General features: G+C 63.9%; 15 protein-coding genes. 8 read left to right on the top strand and 7 right to left on the bottom strand.

Annotated elements, in window-relative coordinates; genetic code table 11:
- Positions 1–4: 4 nt before the first annotated feature.
- The gene (locus GM658_RS18280) at positions 5–919 is read right to left on the bottom strand and encodes a DMT family transporter (protein ID WP_155455490.1); all 915 of its coding nucleotides are present in this window, start codon (positions 917–919) and stop codon (positions 5–7) included.
- Positions 919–2,019, bottom strand: coding sequence for an aromatic ring-hydroxylating oxygenase subunit alpha (locus GM658_RS18275; RefSeq protein ID WP_155455489.1), 1,101 nt, complete (start codon positions 2,017–2,019; stop codon positions 919–921). Before GM658_RS18275 ends, GM658_RS18280 begins: the two co-directional genes overlap by 1 nt.
- 258 nt (positions 2,020–2,277) lie before the next feature.
- On the opposite strand from GM658_RS18275, the gene GM658_RS18270 reads away from it, so the two are divergent.
- Genes GM658_RS18270 through dxs form a run of 3 tightly spaced genes read left to right on the top strand, consistent with a single transcriptional unit; the run spans position 2,278 to position 5,275 of the window.
- Positions 2,278–2,517, top strand: a complete 240-nt coding sequence (locus tag GM658_RS18270) for an exodeoxyribonuclease VII small subunit (RefSeq protein WP_155455488.1) — start codon at positions 2,278–2,280, stop codon at positions 2,515–2,517.
- A complete protein-coding gene (locus GM658_RS18265; protein ID WP_155455487.1) occupies positions 2,514–3,404 on the top strand; it encodes a polyprenyl synthetase family protein in 891 nt (296 codons plus the stop codon). Before GM658_RS18270 ends, GM658_RS18265 begins: the two co-directional genes overlap by 4 nt.
- 2 nt (positions 3,405–3,406) lie before the next feature.
- Positions 3,407–5,275: a 1-deoxy-D-xylulose-5-phosphate synthase gene (gene dxs, locus GM658_RS18260; protein WP_155455486.1), complete on the top strand. Its 1,869-nt coding sequence runs from the start codon at positions 3,407–3,409 to the stop codon at positions 5,273–5,275.
- 62 nt (positions 5,276–5,337) lie between these two features.
- On the opposite strand, the gene GM658_RS18255 is transcribed toward dxs, so the two are convergent.
- Positions 5,338–6,420, bottom strand: a complete 1,083-nt coding sequence (locus GM658_RS18255) for a hypothetical protein (RefSeq protein WP_155455485.1) — start codon at positions 6,418–6,420, stop codon at positions 5,338–5,340.
- 170 nt (positions 6,421–6,590) lie between these two features.
- On the opposite strand from GM658_RS18255, the gene GM658_RS18250 reads away from it, so the two are divergent.
- On the top strand, positions 6,591–7,322 hold the full coding sequence (locus GM658_RS18250; protein ID WP_155455484.1) for a M48 family metalloprotease: 732 nt from the start codon (positions 6,591–6,593) through the stop codon (positions 7,320–7,322).
- Here GM658_RS18250 and GM658_RS18245 read toward each other — a convergent pair.
- The gene (locus tag GM658_RS18245; protein WP_155455483.1) at positions 7,308–8,528 is read right to left on the bottom strand and encodes an SGNH/GDSL hydrolase family protein; all 1,221 of its coding nucleotides are present in this window, start codon (positions 8,526–8,528) and stop codon (positions 7,308–7,310) included. The genes GM658_RS18250 and GM658_RS18245 overlap by 15 nt on opposite strands.
- A 102-nt stretch (positions 8,529–8,630) precedes the next feature.
- Between GM658_RS18245 and GM658_RS18240 the strand changes: the two genes are divergently transcribed.
- Positions 8,631–9,527: a LysR family transcriptional regulator gene (locus tag GM658_RS18240; protein WP_155455482.1), complete on the top strand. Its 897-nt coding sequence runs from the start codon at positions 8,631–8,633 to the stop codon at positions 9,525–9,527.
- Here the strand turns inward: GM658_RS18240 and GM658_RS18235 are convergent.
- On the bottom strand, positions 9,524–10,078 hold the full coding sequence (locus GM658_RS18235) for a cob(I)yrinic acid a,c-diamide adenosyltransferase (protein WP_155455481.1): 555 nt from the start codon (positions 10,076–10,078) through the stop codon (positions 9,524–9,526). The two genes, GM658_RS18240 and GM658_RS18235, sit on opposite strands and share 4 nt — an antisense overlap.
- 104 nt (positions 10,079–10,182) lie before the next feature.
- Here GM658_RS18235 and GM658_RS18230 point away from each other — a divergent pair, with 104 nt between their 5' ends.
- Genes GM658_RS18230 through glcF form a run of 3 tightly spaced genes read left to right on the top strand, consistent with a single transcriptional unit; the run spans position 10,183 to position 13,976 of the window.
- Complete coding sequence (locus GM658_RS18230; RefSeq protein ID WP_155455480.1) at positions 10,183–11,640, top strand: FAD-linked oxidase C-terminal domain-containing protein; 1,458 nt, start codon at positions 10,183–10,185, stop codon at positions 11,638–11,640.
- Between the two features lies 1 nt (position 11,641).
- Complete coding sequence (gene glcE / locus GM658_RS18225; RefSeq protein ID WP_155455479.1) at positions 11,642–12,718, top strand: glycolate oxidase subunit GlcE; 1,077 nt, start codon at positions 11,642–11,644, stop codon at positions 12,716–12,718.
- Between the two features lies 1 nt (position 12,719).
- Positions 12,720–13,976 carry a glycolate oxidase subunit GlcF gene (glcF, locus tag GM658_RS18220; RefSeq protein ID WP_155455478.1) on the top strand — a complete coding sequence of 419 codons (1,257 nt, stop codon included), beginning with the start codon at positions 12,720–12,722 and terminating at the stop codon, positions 13,974–13,976.
- Here the strand turns inward: glcF and GM658_RS18215 are convergent.
- Both GM658_RS18215 and GM658_RS18210 read right to left on the bottom strand, forming a co-directional pair.
- Positions 13,973–14,956 (bottom strand): response regulator, encoded by a 984-nt coding sequence (locus tag GM658_RS18215; protein WP_155455477.1) that lies wholly within the window; start codon positions 14,954–14,956, stop codon positions 13,973–13,975. The two genes, glcF and GM658_RS18215, sit on opposite strands and share 4 nt — an antisense overlap.
- The gene (locus GM658_RS18210) at positions 14,953–18,006 is read right to left on the bottom strand and encodes an MHYT domain-containing protein (protein ID WP_155455476.1); all 3,054 of its coding nucleotides are present in this window, start codon (positions 18,004–18,006) and stop codon (positions 14,953–14,955) included. Before GM658_RS18210 ends, GM658_RS18215 begins: the two co-directional genes overlap by 4 nt.
- Positions 18,007–18,014 lie beyond the last annotated feature (8 nt).

The following is an 18,014-nucleotide window of genomic DNA, read 5'->3' as shown; positions in this document are numbered from 1 at the left end:
GTCCTTATACTTCGCTGGCAATCGGGTCGGTGTCGGAAATGGCCTTGCCACGTTCCGTGCTGCGCGTATTGTAGAACGTTGCCGCCACACCGGACAGCAGGATGATGGCCATGCCCACCCAGCTCAACCAGCCGAAGCTGTCGCTGAACAGCAATACGCCCCAGATGCTGGAAAACACAATGCCGGTGTACTGCAAGTTGGCCACCACCAGCGTCTTGCCAAGGCGGTAGGCGCGCGTCATCGCGACTTGCGCGGCGGTGGCGCACAGGCCAACGCCCAGTATCAACAGGGCACCGCGCGTGTTGGCCAGCGAGTGCCAGTGCCAGCCGCTTTCCAGCAGGTGCCCGCAGGAGCCGGCAAGGAAATTGGTCACGCTGAAGAAGAACACCACGCGCGATTCGGGCTCGCCGGCCAGGCCCAGCTTGCGCACCTGCATATAGGCCATGGCGGACAGCACGGAGGAGCCGAGCGCCATCAGGGCAGGGCCCAACTGGTTGGCGCTGAAGGCTGGCTGCAGCAGGCAGGTCACGCCGACAAAGCTCATGCCGACCGCCACGATCAGCGGCCATTCGACGCGGTTTTTCTGGTGCCACCAGCCATGGCCGAACAGCCACACGGCGATCCAGATCGGCGCCATGTAATTGAGCGTCATGGCCGTGGCCAGGGGGAGCTTGGCGATCGTGTAGTACCAGATCCAGAGCGAGAGTACGCCGACCGCGCCGCGCCACAAATGGGCCAGCGGCATGGTGGTCTTGAGGGTGCCGCCTTGCAGGCGCAGCATGGTGAACAGGATGACCATGCCGATCACCCCGCGGTACATCACCATTTCGGAAACGCTGAATTCGTCGGATGCCAGTTTCACGCACACCCCCATGGCGGCGAACAGGAAACTGGCTACGAGCATCCAGAGAGATTGCATCAGATGTCCAGTTTGCTCCGGTACCACTCGTGGAAGTGCTGCATGCCGTCTTCCATCGGTGACTGGTATGGGCCGGCGTCGTTTTCGCCGCGTTCCATCAGGATCCGGCGGCCGGCGTCCATGCGGGCGCCGATTTCATCGTCTTCGACGCAGGTTTCCATGTAGGCGGCCCGCTCGGCTTCGATGAATTCGCGCTCGAACAGCACGATTTCTTCCGGATAGTAGAACTCCACCACGTTCTTGGTGCGGTTCGGGCCTTCCGGCCAGAGGGTCGAAACCACCAGCACGTGCGGGTACCATTCGACCATGATGTTCGGGTACAGGGTGAGCCAGATCGCGCCGTGCTTCGGCGGTTCGCCGTTGCGGAACTTGAGCAGCTGCTCATGCCACTTCTGGTAGGTGTCGGAGCCGGACTTTTTCAGGCCGCGGTTCACGCCGACGGTCTGCACGCTGTAGTCCTGGCCGAATTCCCAGCGCAGGTCGTCGCAGGTGACGAAGCTGCCCAGGCCCGGATGGAAGGGCTCGACGTGGTAATCCTCCAGGTAGACCTCGATGAAGGTCTTCCAGTTGTAGTCGCAGTGGTGCACTTCCACGTGGTCCAGCATGTAGCCGCTGAAGTCCAGGTCCTTGGTTACCGACAGGGTGCCCAGCTTTTCCATCACATTGTAGCCGTTCTGCTCGAACAGCAGGCCGTTCCAGTTCTGCAGCTGGACTTTGGGCAGGTTCAGGCATGGGGTATCCGGGAAGTGCGGCGCGCCAATCAGCTCGCCCTTCAGGTCGTAGGTCCAGCGGTGCAACGGGCAGACGATCGTCTCCGCATTGCCGCGCCCATTGAACATGAGCGCCTGGCGATGACGGCAGACGTTGGACAGCAGTTCGATACCCTGGGCATTACGCACCAGCATGCGGCCTTCATTTTCAGCCGCCAGCGTGGCAAAGTCGCCGACGTTCGGCACCATCAGCTCATGGCCGACGTACCTCGGACCTTTCTTGAACAGTTCCTGCATTTCACGCTGCAGAAGCGTTTCGTCAAAATAGACGTTGACCGGAAGTTGCGCGTTCGAACGCGCCAGCTTGGCGTGGCTACCCAGATCGGACATCCAAACCCCCCTTAATTAAAATCAAACCAAGAAGAGAAAGATCCGTAAAGACCTGAATTCAGATAATAAAAACGGTATTTCGGACAGAACCGGAGATTATAGCGCGAAATAGGCTATCTTCGCTGAACTTTCTCGGGTAGGGCGCGCGGCAGGCGGAGTGAAAGTAATTGCAACGTTTCTCCCTGGTTTAGAGGCCGCTTTTTAGACCGGATACGGGAGTTTGATCTAAAATAGCGGGCTACATTAAAGTTATTTGCCATGCCAAAAAAAATGAATGCGCCCGCCACCTTTGAGGAAGCGATGGCCGAATTGGCCCAGTTGGTCAGCCAGATGGAAGCCGGACAGTTGCCGCTGGAGGCCTCGGTGGCCGCCTATGCACGCGGTTCCGAACTGGTGAAATTCTGCGCCGGGCAACTCGACAAAGTCGAAGCCCAGGTCAAAGTGCTGGAAGGCGATATGCTTAAGCCTTTCGCAGAAGGCGAGGAGGCCGCCCAATGAGCGCATCGTTCCAGGACTGGATGAAGACCATCCAGGCCGGCATGGAGCAGGACTTGTCGTCCTACCTGCCTGCCGAAGACATTGTTCCGGCCAAGCTGCACGCCGCCATGCGCTACGCCGTACTCGATGGCGGCAAGCGCGTGCGCCCGCTGCTGGTGCATGCTGCCGGCGCGCTGTTCGGCGCCGACGCGCAGGCCCTGAGCCGCGCCGCCGCTGCCTTGGAAATGATCCACGCCTATTCGCTGGTGCATGACGACATGCCCTGCATGGACGACGACGAGCTGCGCCGCGGCAAGCCGACGGTGCATGTGGCCTATGACGAAGCCACTGCGCTGCTGGTGGGCGATGCGCTGCAGGCGCAAGCCTTCGGCGTCTTGGCTGGTGTTGATTCTGTGCCGCCGCAACGCCTGGTCGCCATGCTGCGCCTGCTGGCCGATGCTGCCGGTTCGGCCGGCATGTGCGGCGGCCAGGCCATCGACCTCGATAGCGTTGGCATCAGCTTGACGCTGGAACAGCTGGAGCGCATGCACCAGCTGAAGACCGGTGCGCTGCTGCGCGCCTCCGTCGTGCTGGGCGCGATGGCAGGCAAGGATTTGACGGAAGCCGAGCTGCTGGCGCTGCACGCATATTCGCGCGCCATTGGCCTGGCCTTCCAGGTGGTTGACGATGTGCTCGACGCCACGGCCGATTCGGCCACGCTGGGCAAGACGGCAGGCAAGGATGCGGCGGACAACAAGCCGACGTACGTCTCCATCCTCGGCCTGGAACCGTCGATCGCCCTGGCGGAAAAATTGCGGCAGGATGCGCATGCCGCACTGGCGCCATTCGGAGAACAAGCCCTGCGCCTGCGTGAACTCGCAGACCTGATCGTGCAGAGGAAAGCTTAAAAATGAAACTGCTTGAGACCATCAACAACCCTGCGGACCTGCGCAAGCTCGGCCGCCACCAGCTGACGCCACTGGCTGAAGAACTGCGCTCCTTCCTGCTCGACTCTGTATCGAAGACCGGCGGCCACTTGTCGTCCAACCTGGGCACAGTGGAACTGACCGTCGCGCTGCATTATGTGTTCAACACGCCGCAGGACCGCATCGTGTGGGACGTGGGCCACCAGACCTATTCGCACAAGATCCTGTCCGGCCGCCGCGAGCAATTCCACACGCTGCGCCAGCTGAACGGCATTTCCGGCTTCCCGCGCCGCGTGGAGTCCGAATACGACACCTTTGGCACGGCCCACTCGTCGACGTCGATTTCCGCTGCGCTGGGCATGGCCATGGGCGCCAAGATCAAGGGCGAGCAGCGTCATGCGATCGCCGTGATCGGCGACGGTTCCATGACCGCCGGCATGGCGTTCGAGGCGCTGAACAACGCCGGCGTGGAGAAGGACTGCAACCTGCTGGTGATCCTGAACGACAACGATATGTCGATCTCGCCGCCGGTCGGCGCGCTGAACCGCTACCTGGCGCGCCTGATGTCGGGCCAGTTCTACGCGGCGTCGAAAGATATCGCCAAGTCCGTGCTGCCTGCGCCGCTGCTGGAAGTGGCCAAGCGCCTGGAAGAACACGCCAAAGGCATGGTGGTGCCGGCCACCATGTTCGAAGAACTGGGCTTCAACTATATCGGCCCGATCGACGGCCACGACCTGGATTCCCTGATCCCGACCCTGCAGAACATCAAGCAGCTGAAAGGCCCGCAGTTCCTGCACGTCGTGACCAAGAAGGGCCAGGGCTACAAGCTGGCCGAGGCCGAGCCTATCCTGTACCACGGTACCGGCAAGTTCAACCCGGCCGAAGGCATCAAGCCTGCGCTGGCGCCTTCCAAGAAAACCTACACCGAAGTATTCGGCGACTGGCTGTGCGACATGGCGAAGGCCGACAAGCGCCTGGTCGGTATCACGCCGGCCATGCGCGAAGGTTCGGGCATGGTGCGCTTCGATAAGGAATACCCGGATCGCTACTTCGACGTCGGCATCGCCGAGCAGCACTCGGTGACCTTCGGCGCCGGCCTGGCCTGCGAAGGCCTGAAGCCTGTGGTGGCGATCTATTCGACCTTCCTGCAGCGCGGCTACGACCAGCTGATCCACGACGTGGCCCTGCAAGACCTGGACGTGACCTTTGCACTGGACCGCGCCGGCCTGGTGGGCGCCGACGGCGCAACCCACGCCGGCAACTACGACCTGGCTTACCTGCGCTGCATCCCGAATATGGTGGTGATGGCGCCGTCCGACGAAAACGAATGCCGCCAGATGCTGACCACGGCCTACCACTACCCAGGTCCGGCAGCGGTGCGCTATCCGCGCGGCGCCGGCGTTGGTGCGGCCATCGAGCAGGAACTGACTTCGCTGCCGATCGGCAAAGGCGAAATCCGCCGCAAGGGCCAGAAGATCGCCATCCTGGCCTTCGGCTCGATGGTGGCGCCTTCGCTGGCCGCAGCCGAACTGCTCAACGCCACCGTGGCCAATATGCGTTTCGTGAAGCCGCTGGACGTGGAGCTGGTCAAGCAGCTGGCAGCCGACCATGATTACCTGGTGACGGTGGAAGAGGGCTGCATCATGGGCGGCGCCGGCGCAGCCGTCGCGGAAGCCCTGGCTGCCGAAGGCATCGTCAAGCCGATCCAGATGCTTGGCCTGCCGGACAAGTTCATCGACCATGGCGACCCGGCCAAGCTGCTGGCGCTGGTGGGCCTGGATGCTGCCGGCATCGCGGCCTCGATCAAGGGCCGCTTCGGCGACGAGCTGCGCCTGGTGGTCAGCAACGGCTGATCTTCCGAGCCTGTGAAGAAACGGCGCTGCGGCGCCGTTTTTTTTGCTCCTGGCTTTTATAGTCAGGGCAGGCGCGAAACGCGCAGTGTCGGCGCTTCCTTGTCGCGTGCGTCCAGCGTGAGCGCGTAGCGGCCGGCGTTTTCCACTTTGATGTGCAAACGTTTGCCTTTCTTCGTCAGCGGCGTGATGGCGCCGTCGACCAGCAGCTGGTCGGCCCGGGTTGCGCCAAGGCTGATCGCTTCCAGGTTGCGCGTGCCGACCTTGAGCCAGTGCGAACCCTTGTCCAGATCCAGTTCGGCCGAGTACAAGCCATCCTCGGATTTACGCAGCGTGCTGCGCAAATCGCGGTTATTCATCGTGCCGACGACGAACATGGTTTGCAGCCAGGGATCTGCTTTCTCTTCCGGCGTCAGATCGGGTGCGTAGTGCAATACGATGCGCGCATCATTCGACCATTCGGCTTCCGCAATCGGGGTCTCGAAACTGAATTCGCTGACCTTGATGGGAGCGCGGCGGTCGCCGTCCACGATTTCGGCGTCGTCAAGTGCGCGCAGGCTGGGGAAGGGGAATTTGATCTTTTCGTTGCCGTAACCGGCAGTGCACCAATTAGGTGTTAACAGCACGGTATTGATGAAGAGATTCATCATCAGCCCCATTTCCTTCTTGGCGATGGCGACGATCACCCGGCACTCCAGCCGCAAATCACCCAGGCGGCGAACATTGTCCGGCAGGCCCGGCGTGCGGACCTCGGGGCGGCCTTTCAGAACGCCTTTCTTGCGGTTCAGGACCAGGTCTGCATCATCGTCGATTGCCGCTTGTACGCGCGGCACTGTGAAGGTGCCGTCCTGTGCCACTGGCACCGGGATCGGATCGCCGTTGCCGACGATGCGCAGGTAGATTGCATCTCCCGCCGGCATGTCCGCACCGCCGCGCGCAGAAAGGCGGAAACGCAGTTCCGGCAGCGCAGGCGCCAGCGCATGATGCTCCTCGAATGCATCGAGCCCCGCCACCACGGCGCGATATGACCGCATATCCGGGTTTTTCACGCCCTGCACCTCGACGCTCGGCGTCGTGTCCTCGGCGACTGCAGCACCCACCGCAAACGCCAGCGCGATGGCAAAAACGCATTGTTGAATTTTTCGCATCTCCGCAGTTTAGCAGAGCGGCGATTCGAAGTGATCCGCGGGATAAGGTGCCGCAGCATGAGCCGCAATCATGATGCTCGCTGCGAACGCAATCATTTTTCTCATATCTTGTTTGTGTTCCCCGCGTCGCCTACATTGGTATAAATAGTTTATGTCAATCGGAGCCTCGAATGCGTCTTCTATCGCTCCTTTTCCTGGTTGCAGTGCAAGCGGCTGCGCAAGTGCCCGACTCCGGCCGCTGGCAAGAACTGCGCTTTTCGGCGCAAGAAGTAGGGCAGCTCTCCGAGGAGCATTATATCGAGCAGACGGTGTCGCTCGCCGCTGCCGGCCAGCTTGACCGCGACCGTGTGCTTCTTGCCCGCGTACAGCGCATTGCCAACGGCTTGATCCGCGTTGCCACGACGCTCAAGCCCGAAGCCGCAGGATGGCAGTGGGAAATCCACGTCACTGGCGATCCGGGCGTCGAAGCGGAAAGCCAGGCTGGCGGAAAACTGCTCCTCGGAAGGTCGTTTGTCGCACGCCTCAAGCTTGACGATGGCGAATTGGCAGTCCTGCTGGCCCATGAAATCGCCCACATCGTCGCGGAGCATGAGCGCGAAACCTTGTCCGAAGCGCTGCTGGACAGCCATCGCGACTTGCCGCTCGAAGTGGTCGACGAACGGCTGGCGTCCGACATCCCGCTCCAATTACGCCTGTCCAAGCTATCGGCGATCCAGGAACGCGAGGCCGACCAGCTTGGGATGCTGATGGCGTTTCGCGCAGGCTGGCCCTGTTCGGCCATGCTGCGCTTCTACGCCAAACTCGCGGAGGATTCCGCAGGGCCAACCTTGCTTGCGAGCCACCCCAGCGGCGCGACGCGCCTCAGTTTAGCCAAAGGCATGTCGCGGCTACTTGGCAATTAGCGCGGCAGCCCTTGCCATTTCCGCGTAGCCGGCATCCCCTGGGTGCAGATGGTCGCCAGAGTCGAAGTCGCGGCGCAGGCGCGATGGGTGATCGGGGTCGCGCAGCAGGAGATCGAAATCAATCACGGCATCGAATTCTCCGCTGCTTCGGATCCATTCGTTCAATTCGCGGCGTACTTTGTCCTTTGACGGGGAATAGTGGCCGGAGTAAGGCGTACCTTGAAGGGCGCCTTCGAAAGGAAGCAAGGTGCCGCCCGCGATGCGGACCTGCCGCCCATGTGCCGCGGCAATCAAGCTGCGAAAGCCTGCAATCATCGCCGAAGTAGCCGCGGGCGCTTCGTCTGCGGCGAATGCGCTGCCGGGCCAGCCGATATCGTTGATTCCGAGCAGGACGATGACCGTATCGACGCCAGGCTGTGACAGGACATCTTGCTCAAAGCGCGCCATGGCTTTTTCGCCCATGCCATCCGCCAGCAGCCGCGCTCCGGAGATCCCGGCGTTCACGATGGCGACATCCGCCAAGTGCTCGGCCAACTGGTCCGGCCAGCGGCGGTTGCGGTCCGGTGTGGAGCCGTTGCCGTCGGTGATCGAGTCGCCCAGGGTAACAATGGTGCGGCGCCCCGGACCGTCCACCTGCACTGCACTCAGGAATGCGCGCCCCGTGATCTTCTGCGCACCGGTCAAGCCGATGGAATCGACCTGGTTCCCTGGCGCCACAAATGCGGTTTGCTGTGCGCCCCAATGAAAGGTGCTTAAAGGAGTTCGTTCCGGAAGCCAGGCCGAAACCGACAGCCGCTGGCGAGCCGCCACCGGCAGCGCCGCGGCATCGCTGGTGACTGCCTGTCCCGCTGCAACCGTTATGTTGGGTTGGCCGGAAAAAGTCAGTGGCATGCCGCTGTCCGCCTGCCGCGCACTAGCGGCGCGCGAGGGATCGTCAAACGTGATTGCGACCCGCGCTGCGCCAATCACGAGCGGCGTCTTGCCATAGCGGTTCGAAAAGCTGACGCGAATCCGCTCGCCACCGGTGCTGGTACGTATGACTTGGCGCACAGTCTGTGCTTCAAAGGTGGCTGGCATCATGGTTGGGAGGGGAAATTCGGCGCCCCAACTGGGCATTGGTGCGGCATACCAGGTGGTGCGCCAATCGGTGGCATGTACGGCGCCCGCAGCCAGCATGGCCGCGAGCGAAAAGATGAGTCGTTTCATGAGGGTCCTCCACATTGATTCGGGTATGGAGATCGTCATTCATTCTCGATTGGACTGGAAGAGTGCGAAGTGGACTATAGTTAAGTCTTGAATGGAATAACTATGGATACCTTACGTTCCCTCCGATGCTTCGTGCGTGCCGTCGAACTGGGCAGCTTGTCAGCTGTCGCCCGCGAGCAGAGCACCACGCAATCGAATATCAGCAAAATTGTCGCTGCGCTGGAAAACGAACTTGGCGTGCGCCTGCTGGAGCGCAGCACGTCGAGCTTGTCGCCCACCATGCCGGGGCGCCGCTTTTACGAACGCGCCCGTGGCGTCCTGGAAGAATATGCCGACGCGGTGGCGGATGCGCGCGGGGAAACTGCAGCGGCAAGCGGCCTGCTTCGCATCAATGCGCCCGTCGCCCTTGGCCAATTCTGCTTGAATGCCTTCGTGCAGGATTTCCTGAAGCGATACCCCGCCATTGAAGTAGAGCTGATCTTGAACGACCGCATGGTGGACCTGGTGGAAGAGGGCGTGGACATTGCAGTGCGCCTGGGGCCCGAGCTGCCGCCGAGTGTCATCGCGCGCCGAGCCGGGGCCTCGCCACGCCTGCTGGTTGCGTCGCCTGGCTACCTGAAAACGCATGGTGTTCCGCAGGCGCCCGGTGACTTGGCGTCTCACGAGTACATCCGCTTTGCCTGGGCGAGTATGGGCGACGGACTTGAATTATCGGACGGGGAGAAATGGGTGACGGTCGCCACGCATGGCCGCTACCGCGTCAACAACGCGCTGGCCATCCGCGACGCATTGGCCGCGGGTGGCGGCATTGGCTTATGCCCGGAATGGCTGGTGCGGGACTTGCTGGTCCAGCGCAAGCTGCGCCGGGTGCTGCCTCATTGGCAGGGACAGGAGCAGGAATTGAACCTGCTCTATCCCAGCCGGCGCTATCTGCCGCACCGGGTGCGGCTCATGCTTGATTACCTGCAGCAGCGCTTTGCAGGACAAGCAGGCTTTTAGCCGCGCTTGCGGTCGTGGTGCCACAGCACGTCGCTGCCGCCGGCGAAGCGGTTCAGGACGCGCGCCAGTACGAACAGCAGGTCCGACAGGCGGTTCACATATTGGCGCGGGAAGTCGTGGATGGTTTCCACTTTGCCCAGAGTGACGATGGCGCGTTCCGCACGGCGGCATACGGTGCGGCACACATGGGAAATGGCAGCGGCGCGCGAGCCGGCCGGCAGGATGAATTCCGTCAGCGCAGGCAGGGTGGCGTTGTACTTGGCCAGCAGCGCGTCCAGGCGCTCCACATGTTCTTCCTTGATCATCTGGTAGCCGGGGATGCATAGCTCACCGCCCAGGTCGAACAGGTCGTGCTGGATCGAGACCAGCTCTTCGCGCAAGTCGTCCGGCAGCGGCTCGGCCAGCAGGACGCCGAGGTTGGAATTCAGCTCATCGACCTCGCCTATGGCCTGGATGCGCACATTGTCCTTGTCCACGCGCGAGCCGTCGCCCAGGCCGGTGGTGCCTTTGTCGCCGGTGCGGGTGGCGATTTTTGAGAGTCGATTACCCATTGCTGCCTCTAACTTTGTCAATAACTGTGGGAGGATACGACAAATTACCATTGGTTGGGAGGGGAATTCAGTGCCGCAGGTGTATTTAAACTTACAATGGTTTAATGAATAACAGCCAAGCCTTTCTCGCCGCCCTGCGTGCGGCCCTGCCGCCCTCCAGCGTGCTGTCCGAAACGGAAGATACCCGTCCCTATGAATGCGACGGGCTGTCGGCTTACCGCCAGCTTCCCATGGCGGTTGCCTTGCCAGCCGATGAGGCCCAAGTGCTGGCGGTGCTGAAGGTTTGCCGCGAATTCAATGTTCCGATCGTGCCGCGCGGGGCCGGCACCGGGCTGTCCGGCGGCGCCATGCCGATCGAGAATGGCGTGGTGCTGTCCACTGCGCGCATGAACCAGGTGGTGCGCATGGATGCCTATGCGCGCACGGCAGTCGTGCAGCCGGGCGTGCGCAACCTGGCCATTTCCGAAGAGGCCGCGCAGCATGGCCTGTACTACGCTCCCGACCCGTCCTCGCAAATCGCCTGCACTATTGGCGGCAATGTCGCCGAAAACTCGGGCGGCGTGCATTGCCTGAAATACGGCCTGACGGTGCACAACGTGCTGCGTGTACGCATGGTGACCATGGAAGGCGACGTGGTGGAACTGGGCAGCGAAGCGCTGGATGCCCCGGGACTGGACCTGCTGGCGGCCTTCGTCGGTTCCGAAGGCATGCTGGGCATTGTCACCGAAGTGACCGTCAAGCTGGTGCCAAAGCCGGCGACGGCGCGCGTGATCATGGCTTCCTTCAACGAGATCGGTGCGGCCTGCGGCGCGGTGGCGGCCGTGATCGCAGCCGGCATCATCCCCGCAGGCATGGAGATGATGGATCGTACCTCCTCGCGCATGGTGGAGCCCTTTGTGCACGCCGGCTACGATACCGGCGCGGCGGCGATCCTGCTGTGCGAGGCTGACGGCACGCCCGAGGAGGTGGAAGAAGAAATCGCCCGCATGACAGCCGTGCTGCAGGGCGCCGGCGCGAGCGCGGTGCAGGTATCGGGCAGCGAGGCGGAACGGCTGAAATTCTGGTCTGGCCGCAAGAACGCCTTTCCGGCGGCGGGACGAATCTCGCCCGACTACTACTGCATGGACGGCACCATCCCGCGCAAACAGCTGGCGCGCGTGCTGCTGGGCATCGAGCAGATGGAGGCCAGGTATGGCCTGCGCTGCGCCAATGTGTTCCATGCGGGCGATGGCAACCTGCACCCGCTGATCCTGTTCGACGCCAACAAGCCGGACGAGTTGCAGCGTGCGGAAGCGTTCGGCGCAGAGATCCTGGCGCTGTGCGTTGAAGTGGGCGGCACCATCACCGGCGAACATGGCGTGGGCATCGAGAAGATCGATTCGATGTGCGCGCAGTTCACCGATGCCGAGCTGGCGGCCTTTTCCGCCGTCAAGCGCGCTTTCGATCCCTTGTCGCTGCTGAACCCGAACAAGGCCATTCCAACGCTGAACCGCTGCGCGGAATTCGGCAAGATGCATGTGCGCGCGGGCCGTTTGCCGTTCGCCGGATTGCCGAGGTTCTGAGATGGATGCGATTCTCGAACAATTCCGCGCCCGCATCCAGGCTGCCGGCGCCGAAGGCATGCGTTTGCTGCTGCGCGGCGGCGGTACCAAGGACTGGTACGGCCAGAACGTCGTGGGCGATGTGTTCGACACGCGCGCCTATGCGGGCGTGGTCGAATATGAGCCGAGCGAACTGGTGGTGACGGCTCGCTGCGGCACGCCGCTGTCCGAGATTGAAGCGCTGCTGGCGCAGAACGGGCAGATGCTTGCGTTCGAGCCGCCACGCTTTGGCGCGGGTTCGACTATCGGCGGCGTGGTGGCGAGCGGGCTGTCAGGCCCACGGCGTGCATCGGCTGGCGCCGTGCGCGATTTCGTCCTGGGCGCGCAGTTGATGGATGGGCGGGGCGAGCTGCTGTCTTTTGGCGGGCAGGTGATGAAGAATGTCGCCGGCTACGATGTTTCGCGTTTGCTGGCGGGTTCCCTCGGCACGCTGGGCCTCATTACGCAGGTATCGCTGAAGGTGTTGCCGCTGCCGTTTTGCGAAGCCACCATCCGCTTTGAACTGGACGAGATCGCAGCCTTGCGGCGCATGAATGAATGGGCAGGTCAGCCCTTGCCGGTGTCGGCGACGTGCTGGCACAACGGCGTGCTGACGGTGCGCCTGTCCGGCGCACAGGCGGCGGTCAGGGCGGCCCTGGCGCGCATGGGCGGCGAGGCGGTCGATGATGGTGCGACGTTCTGGTCTGCATTGCGCGACCAGCGCGCCGATTTTTTTGCCACCGCGGAAGGCGGTGCGGCGGAGATGTGGCGGCTTTCGGTACCCAGCACTGCGAGCGCACTGGTCATGCGCGGCGAGCAGCTGATCGAGTGGGGCGGGGCGCAGCGCTGGCTGCGCGTGGACCGCGGCGTGGCGGACGATATCCGGCGCGTTGCGGCGGCGGCAGGCGGCCACGCCACGCGCTACCGGGTGGAAAGCGCGGACCTTGGCGCCGGAGCGGGGGCCTTCCATCCATTGGCGCCAGCCATTGCGCGTATCCACGAACGCCTTAAGGCAGCCTTCGATCCGGCTGGCATTTTCAACTGCGGCCGCATGGTCTGATATGCAAACGAACCTGGCAGATTTCATCAAGGGCACGCCTGAAGGCGACGAAGCGGAAGCCATCTTGCGCGCATGCGTTCATTGCGGCTTTTGCACGGCTACTTGCCCGACCTACCAGTTGCTGGGCGATGAGCTGGATGGTCCGCGCGGCCGCATCTACCTGATCAAACAGGTGCTGGAGGGCGCCCCCGTTACCGCCAGCACGCAGCTGCACCTGGACCGTTGCCTGACTTGCCGCAATTGCGAAAGCACCTGCCCTTCGGGCGTGAAATATGGCCGCCTGGCCGATATTGGCCGCAAAGTGGTGGAGCAGCGCGTGCCGCGCAAACTGCCGGACCGTATCAAGCGTTATGTGCTGAAGGAGGCGCTGCCGCGCCGCTGGCTGTTCGAACCGGCGTTGCTTGCTGGGCAGCTGTTGAAGCCTCTGTTAAGCAAGCCGCTGCAGGACAAGTTGCCGCCACTTCCTGCGCGCACTGCCTGGCCGTCGCGCCAGCATGCGCGCAAGATGCTGGTACTGGATGGCTGCGTGCAGCCTGGCCTGGCGCCCAATATCAACGCCGCTGCCGCGCGGGTGCTGGATGCGTTAGGCGTGCAGCTGGTCGCCGCACGTGGCGCGGGCTGTTGCGGCGCGTTGCGCTTCCACCTGAACGACCAGGATGCGGCGCTGGACGATATGCGGCGCAATATCGATGCCTGGTGGCCATACGTGGAAACGGCGGAAGCGATCGTCATGACCGCTTCCGGCTGCGGCGTGACGGTCAAGGAGTATGGCCACCTGCTGGCGCACGACAGCGCGTATGCCGCCAAGGCAGCGCGCATTTCGGACATGACGCGCGACCTGAGCGAAATCCTGCCGGCGTTTGAGGCCGAGCTGGCGCAGCGCGTGCGCGAACGTCGTGCGGACGCTGGCGAGGGCACGGCAGCGAGCGGCGCATCGGCGGTGGCGTGGCATCCGCCGTGCACGCTGCAGCATGGCCAGCAAATCCGCGGCAAGGTGGAAGGCCTGCTGCGTGCACTGGGCGTGGAAGTGAAGATGTGCCGCGACGCGCACCTTTGCTGTGGCTCGGCGGGCACCTATTCGCTGTTGCAGCCGGAGCTGTCGCAGCAACTGCGCGACCGGAAGCTGGCCAACCTGGCCGACACCGGCGCCGGACGCTTTGTCTCCGCCAACATTGGCTGCATCGGCCACCTGCAATCAGGCACGGAGACCCCGGTGGAACACTGGATCGAGCTGGTTGACCGTGCCCTGCACGGCTAGCGTTCGGCCCATTTATCCATGATCTGCGTCACTTCCGGCAGCTGGTCGAGGAACAGGTCGACCAGCCGCGGTTCGAAGTGGGCGCCGCGCTGCCCGCGCATCCAGGTGCAGGCGTCATCCAGCTTCCATGCCGCCTTGTAGGGGCGAACGGAAGTCAGCGCATCGAACACGTCGGCCACGGCGACAACCCGTGCCGCCAGCGGGATGTCTTCGCCGGCCAAGCGGTTGGGGTAGCCGCAGCCATCCCATTTCTCGTGGTGTGACAGCGCCACGTCGTGCGCCATCGCCAGCATGCCGCCTTCGTGCTGGCCGATGATGTGGGCGCCGATGGTGGGGTGATTTTGCATGACCAGGTATTCTTCCGGCGTCAGCCGTCCGGGCTTTTGCAGGATGCTGTCGGGGATTCCGATCTTGCCGATGTCGTGCATCGGCGCCGCGATGAACAGGTCTTCGGCTTCCTGTTCGTCGAAGCCGGCGGCGATGCCGAGCAGGCGCGCATAGTGGCTCATGCGGATGACGTGCAGGCCGGTTTCATTGTCCTTATACTCGGCGGCCAGGCCAAGGCGCTGCACGATCGCCAGCCGGCTGGCGCGCAGCTCCTCCATGCGCACCATCGACAGGTGCAGTTTGACGCGCGCCTTGACGACGGCAGGGCTGAGCGGCTTGCTGATGAAGTCCACGGCGCCGGCTTCAAAACCATCCACCTCGTCGTTTGCATCGGTCAGCGCCGTCACGAATATCACGGGAATGCCGGCGGTGGCGGGATTGGCTTTCAGCACGCGGCAGACGTCGTATCCCGTCATCTCCGGCATCATCACGTCGAGCAGGACCAGGTCGGGCTTTTCGTTGACCGCCAGCTCGATGGCGCGCGCACCATCCTTGGCGAAGAGCAGCCGGTACTGGTCTTGCAAGACCTGGCGCAGCAGCTGCAGGTTGGTCGCTTCGTCGTCGACCGCTAGCACCGTGGCTTGTCGCGTCATGGTGGATCCTTTTGCGTATTCATGCATTCTTCGAGCAATGCTTGCAGGGCGCTGCGTGCGGCCTCGAAATCGAAGTCGTCCAGCGCACGCTGCAAGGCTTGCAGGCGTTCCGCGGCGACGCAGCCGCGCAATGCTTCGGCCAGCGCCGCCATCTCGTGCTGGTCGAAGCTGCCGCGTTCCAGTGACTGCAGCATCGCGTCGCCCAGGGCATGCACGTGTTGCAGGTCCAGCGCGACGGAAGCCGGGCTGGCGGTCGCCGCGGCGGCCGGGACGTCGGCCGCGGCACGCCGTTGGCGCAAGGCGGCGTCGTGCGCCCACACGGCAGCCAGCGTCTCGGACAAGCGAACCACGGCCAGTTCCAGCAGTGCCGGCAGTTCCGCCCGCCCATCCGGTTCCTGCAGGCCGCGCTCGAGGCGCCATAGCGCATCGGCCAGTTGTTCCATGCCGAGGTTGGCAGCCGCGCCGCGCATGCGGTGCGCCAGGGTGGCGCAATCGGCATGCTGGCCGGCCGCCATCGCGGCCTTGAGTTCCCGCCCGGCATTCTCGTTTTCGTGGGCATAGCGCCGCAATGCGCGCTGATAGGCCTCATGCTGCCCGGCCCAACGGGCCAGCCCCTGTTCGATGTCCAGCACCATGCCACGCACCGGCGCGGCCGGCGGCGCCAGTTGCGGCGCGCCGGCCGGCATGCCCAGCACGCGCGCCAATTCCTGCGTCAGCACGGCGACGTCGACCGGTTTGGTCGTGAAACCGTCCATGCCCGCCTCGCGCGTCGCTTCCCGGTCGCGTTCCAGCACGCTGGCTGTCATGGCGATGACGGGCGTGCGCCTGCGTCCCTGCGAAGCTTCGTCGGCGCGGATGCGGCGCGTCGCTTCCAGGCCATCCATGCCGGGCATCTGCACGTCCATCAGGATGGCGTCGAACGTCGCTTCCGACGCCAGCTGCGCCGCCATCGCGCCGTCGCTGGCTCCCGTCACCGTGTGTCCAAGCTTGGCCAGCAGCAGCAACAGCACTTCCAGGTTTTGCGGGACGTCGTCGGCAGCCAGGATATGCATTGGCGGCAGCAAGGTTGGCGCCGCGGCGCTGCGCACCGCTTCGTCGCGCGCCGCCAGCAAGGGCAGGGTGACGTGGAAGGTGCTGCCTTTGCCCAGCGTGCTTTCAGCCCGCAGCCGGCCGCCCATCAGCTCGACGAGCTGCTTGCAGATGGTGGTGCCAAGGCCGGTGCCGCCGAAGCGCCGGTTCATCGACGCGTCGGCCTGGACGAAGGGCTCGAAAATGGCCTGCATGCGGTCCGGCGCAATGCCGATGCCGGTATCGCTGACGGCGAAATGCACCATGCGCCGCTCGCCTTCGCGCTCCAGGCTCGCCGCCAGCGATACGCCGCCCTGGCTGGTGAACTTGATGGCGTTGTCCATCAGGTTGGTCAATACCTGCCGTACGCGCAGCTCGTCGCCGTGGATCCAGTTCGGCAGGGCAGGGTCGTAGTGCAGGGACATCTCCAATCCCTTGGCTTTGGCGGCATTGCCCATGGTGGAGGACAATTCGTCCGTCAGCGCGAGCAGGCTGAAATCGTGCAGCTCGAGTTCCACCGCCCCCTTATCCAGCTTGGCCGTGTCGAGGATGGCGTTCAGCAGCCGCAGCAGAGAGCGGCCGGCATTGCGCACCGTGTCCAGGTGACGCCGCTGCGGCGCGGTCAATTCGCCGTTCAACAGCACGTCGGTGAAGCCCAGGATGGAATTCATCGGCGTACGGATCTCATGGCTCATGTTGGCCAGGAAGGCGGCGCGCGCCGCGGCGGCCTGCTCGGCGCGTTCCTTGGCCAGGCGCAGGTCCTGCTCCATCAGGCGCCGGTTGCTGATGTCCAGCACCACGCCGTCCAGCAGCTCGACCTCGCCGCTCGGGCCCAGCACCACGTTGCCGTTGCCCCAGAACCAGTGGATGCTGCCATCGCGGTGGATGATGCGGTATTCCAGCGTGAAGGGGCGGCGCTGTTCGACTGCGGCGCGAGCACCTTTCTGCACCGAAGGCCAGTCTTCCGGATGCACCAGCTCACCGAACAGCCGTTTCGGCGGGTTGCCAGTGAAATCGGCGGCAGGATAGCCGGTCATGCTTTCGATGGCGTCGCTGACGAATACCAGCGGCCAGCCCGGCGCATTGCGGCAGCGGAAGGTGATGCCGGGGATGTTCGTGATCAGGGAACGCAGCTGCTCCTCGCTGGTGCGCAGCGCCTGTTCCAGTTCGCTCACGTGGTGGAACAGGATGCGGTAGCGCAGCATGCCGTTGGCCGACACCACCAGTGCCGTCAGCAGCGCCGTGGTCATGGTCACCGCCAGCGCCAGGAAGCCGGCATTGGCGATGCCGCTGGCAGGATCGAGCGGCACCCGGCCGACGAAGCGCGCGGCAGCCATGCCCGTGTAGTGCATGCCCGCGATGGCGCAGCCCATGATGATGCCGGCGGCGACCACGCTGCCGGCCTCGCCGAGGCGCCCGCGCAAGCCTTGCAGCCCAAAGCGCACCCACAGCGCCAGGGTCGCCAGCGCCACCGCCACCACGATTGAGAGCGCGAACATCCAGGGATCGTAGCGCAGCTGCAGGGCCGAGCGCAGGGCGGCCATGCCGGTGTAGTGCATGGCGCCGATGCCGGCGCCGACCAGCACCCCGCCCACCAGCAGGCTGCGCAAGCCGATCCGCTTGCGGCTCAGCAGGGACAGGGCGACGGTGGAGGCGGCGATGCTGGGCAACATCGACAGCAAGGTAATCACGGGGTCGTAGGAAACCGGCGTGCACAGGTTAAACGCCAGCATGCCGATGAAGTGCATGGCCCACACGCCGCTGCCCAGCGCCAGGCTGCCTGTGACGAGTGCCGCCAGGCGCAGCGCAGGCCGGCCGCTGCGTGCGGCCTGGCCGGCCATCTGCAGCCCCATGGCGGAGGAAAAGCTGGCCACCACCACGGACAGGATGACCAGCCAGGGATCGTAAATCCCGTAAGTGAGTAGCGCCGGGTCAGCAGGCGGTGAAAATAGCTGGATCAAATACAGCCTGACCTCGCCCATGGCGGCGC

Origin of the sequence: Massilia eburnea (assembly GCF_009720745.1) — a bacterium.
Lineage (GTDB): Bacteria > Pseudomonadota > Gammaproteobacteria > Burkholderiales > Burkholderiaceae_D > Rugamonas > Rugamonas eburnea.
The sequence above is the reverse complement of the archived record's forward strand: the minus strand, read 5'-3'. Positions and strand labels throughout refer to the sequence as shown.

Bases quoted from the DNA above. Each gene is read 5' to 3' on its own strand.
- GM658_RS18235 (WP_155455481.1), bottom strand. From the start codon at position 10,078: ATGGGTAATCGACTCTCAAAAATCGCCACCCGCACCGGCGACAAAGGC.
- GM658_RS18215 (WP_155455477.1), bottom strand. From the start codon at position 14,956: ATGACGCGACAAGCCACGGTGCTAGCGGTCGACGACGAAGCGACCAAC.
- GM658_RS18210 (WP_155455476.1), bottom strand. From the start codon at position 18,006: ATGGGCGAGGTCAGGCTGTATTTGATCCAGCTATTTTCACCGCCTGCT.
- GM658_RS18270 (WP_155455488.1), top strand. From the start codon at position 2,278: ATGCCAAAAAAAATGAATGCGCCCGCCACCTTTGAGGAAGCGATGGCC.
- GM658_RS18275 (WP_155455489.1), bottom strand. From the start codon at position 2,019: ATGTCCGATCTGGGTAGCCACGCCAAGCTGGCGCGTTCGAACGCGCAA.
- GM658_RS18265 (WP_155455487.1), top strand. From the start codon at position 2,514: ATGAGCGCATCGTTCCAGGACTGGATGAAGACCATCCAGGCCGGCATG.
- glcE (WP_155455479.1), top strand. From the start codon at position 11,642: ATGGATGCGATTCTCGAACAATTCCGCGCCCGCATCCAGGCTGCCGGC.
- dxs (WP_155455486.1), top strand. From the start codon at position 3,407: ATGAAACTGCTTGAGACCATCAACAACCCTGCGGACCTGCGCAAGCTC.
- GM658_RS18255 (WP_155455485.1), bottom strand. From the start codon at position 6,420: ATGCGAAAAATTCAACAATGCGTTTTTGCCATCGCGCTGGCGTTTGCG.
- GM658_RS18240 (WP_155455482.1), top strand. From the start codon at position 8,631: ATGGATACCTTACGTTCCCTCCGATGCTTCGTGCGTGCCGTCGAACTG.
- GM658_RS18245 (WP_155455483.1), bottom strand. From the start codon at position 8,528: ATGAAACGACTCATCTTTTCGCTCGCGGCCATGCTGGCTGCGGGCGCC.
- glcF (WP_155455478.1), top strand. From the start codon at position 12,720: ATGCAAACGAACCTGGCAGATTTCATCAAGGGCACGCCTGAAGGCGAC.
- GM658_RS18280 (WP_155455490.1), bottom strand. From the start codon at position 919: ATGCAATCTCTCTGGATGCTCGTAGCCAGTTTCCTGTTCGCCGCCATG.
- GM658_RS18230 (WP_155455480.1), top strand. From the start codon at position 10,183: ATGAATAACAGCCAAGCCTTTCTCGCCGCCCTGCGTGCGGCCCTGCCG.
- GM658_RS18250 (WP_155455484.1), top strand. From the start codon at position 6,591: ATGCGTCTTCTATCGCTCCTTTTCCTGGTTGCAGTGCAAGCGGCTGCG.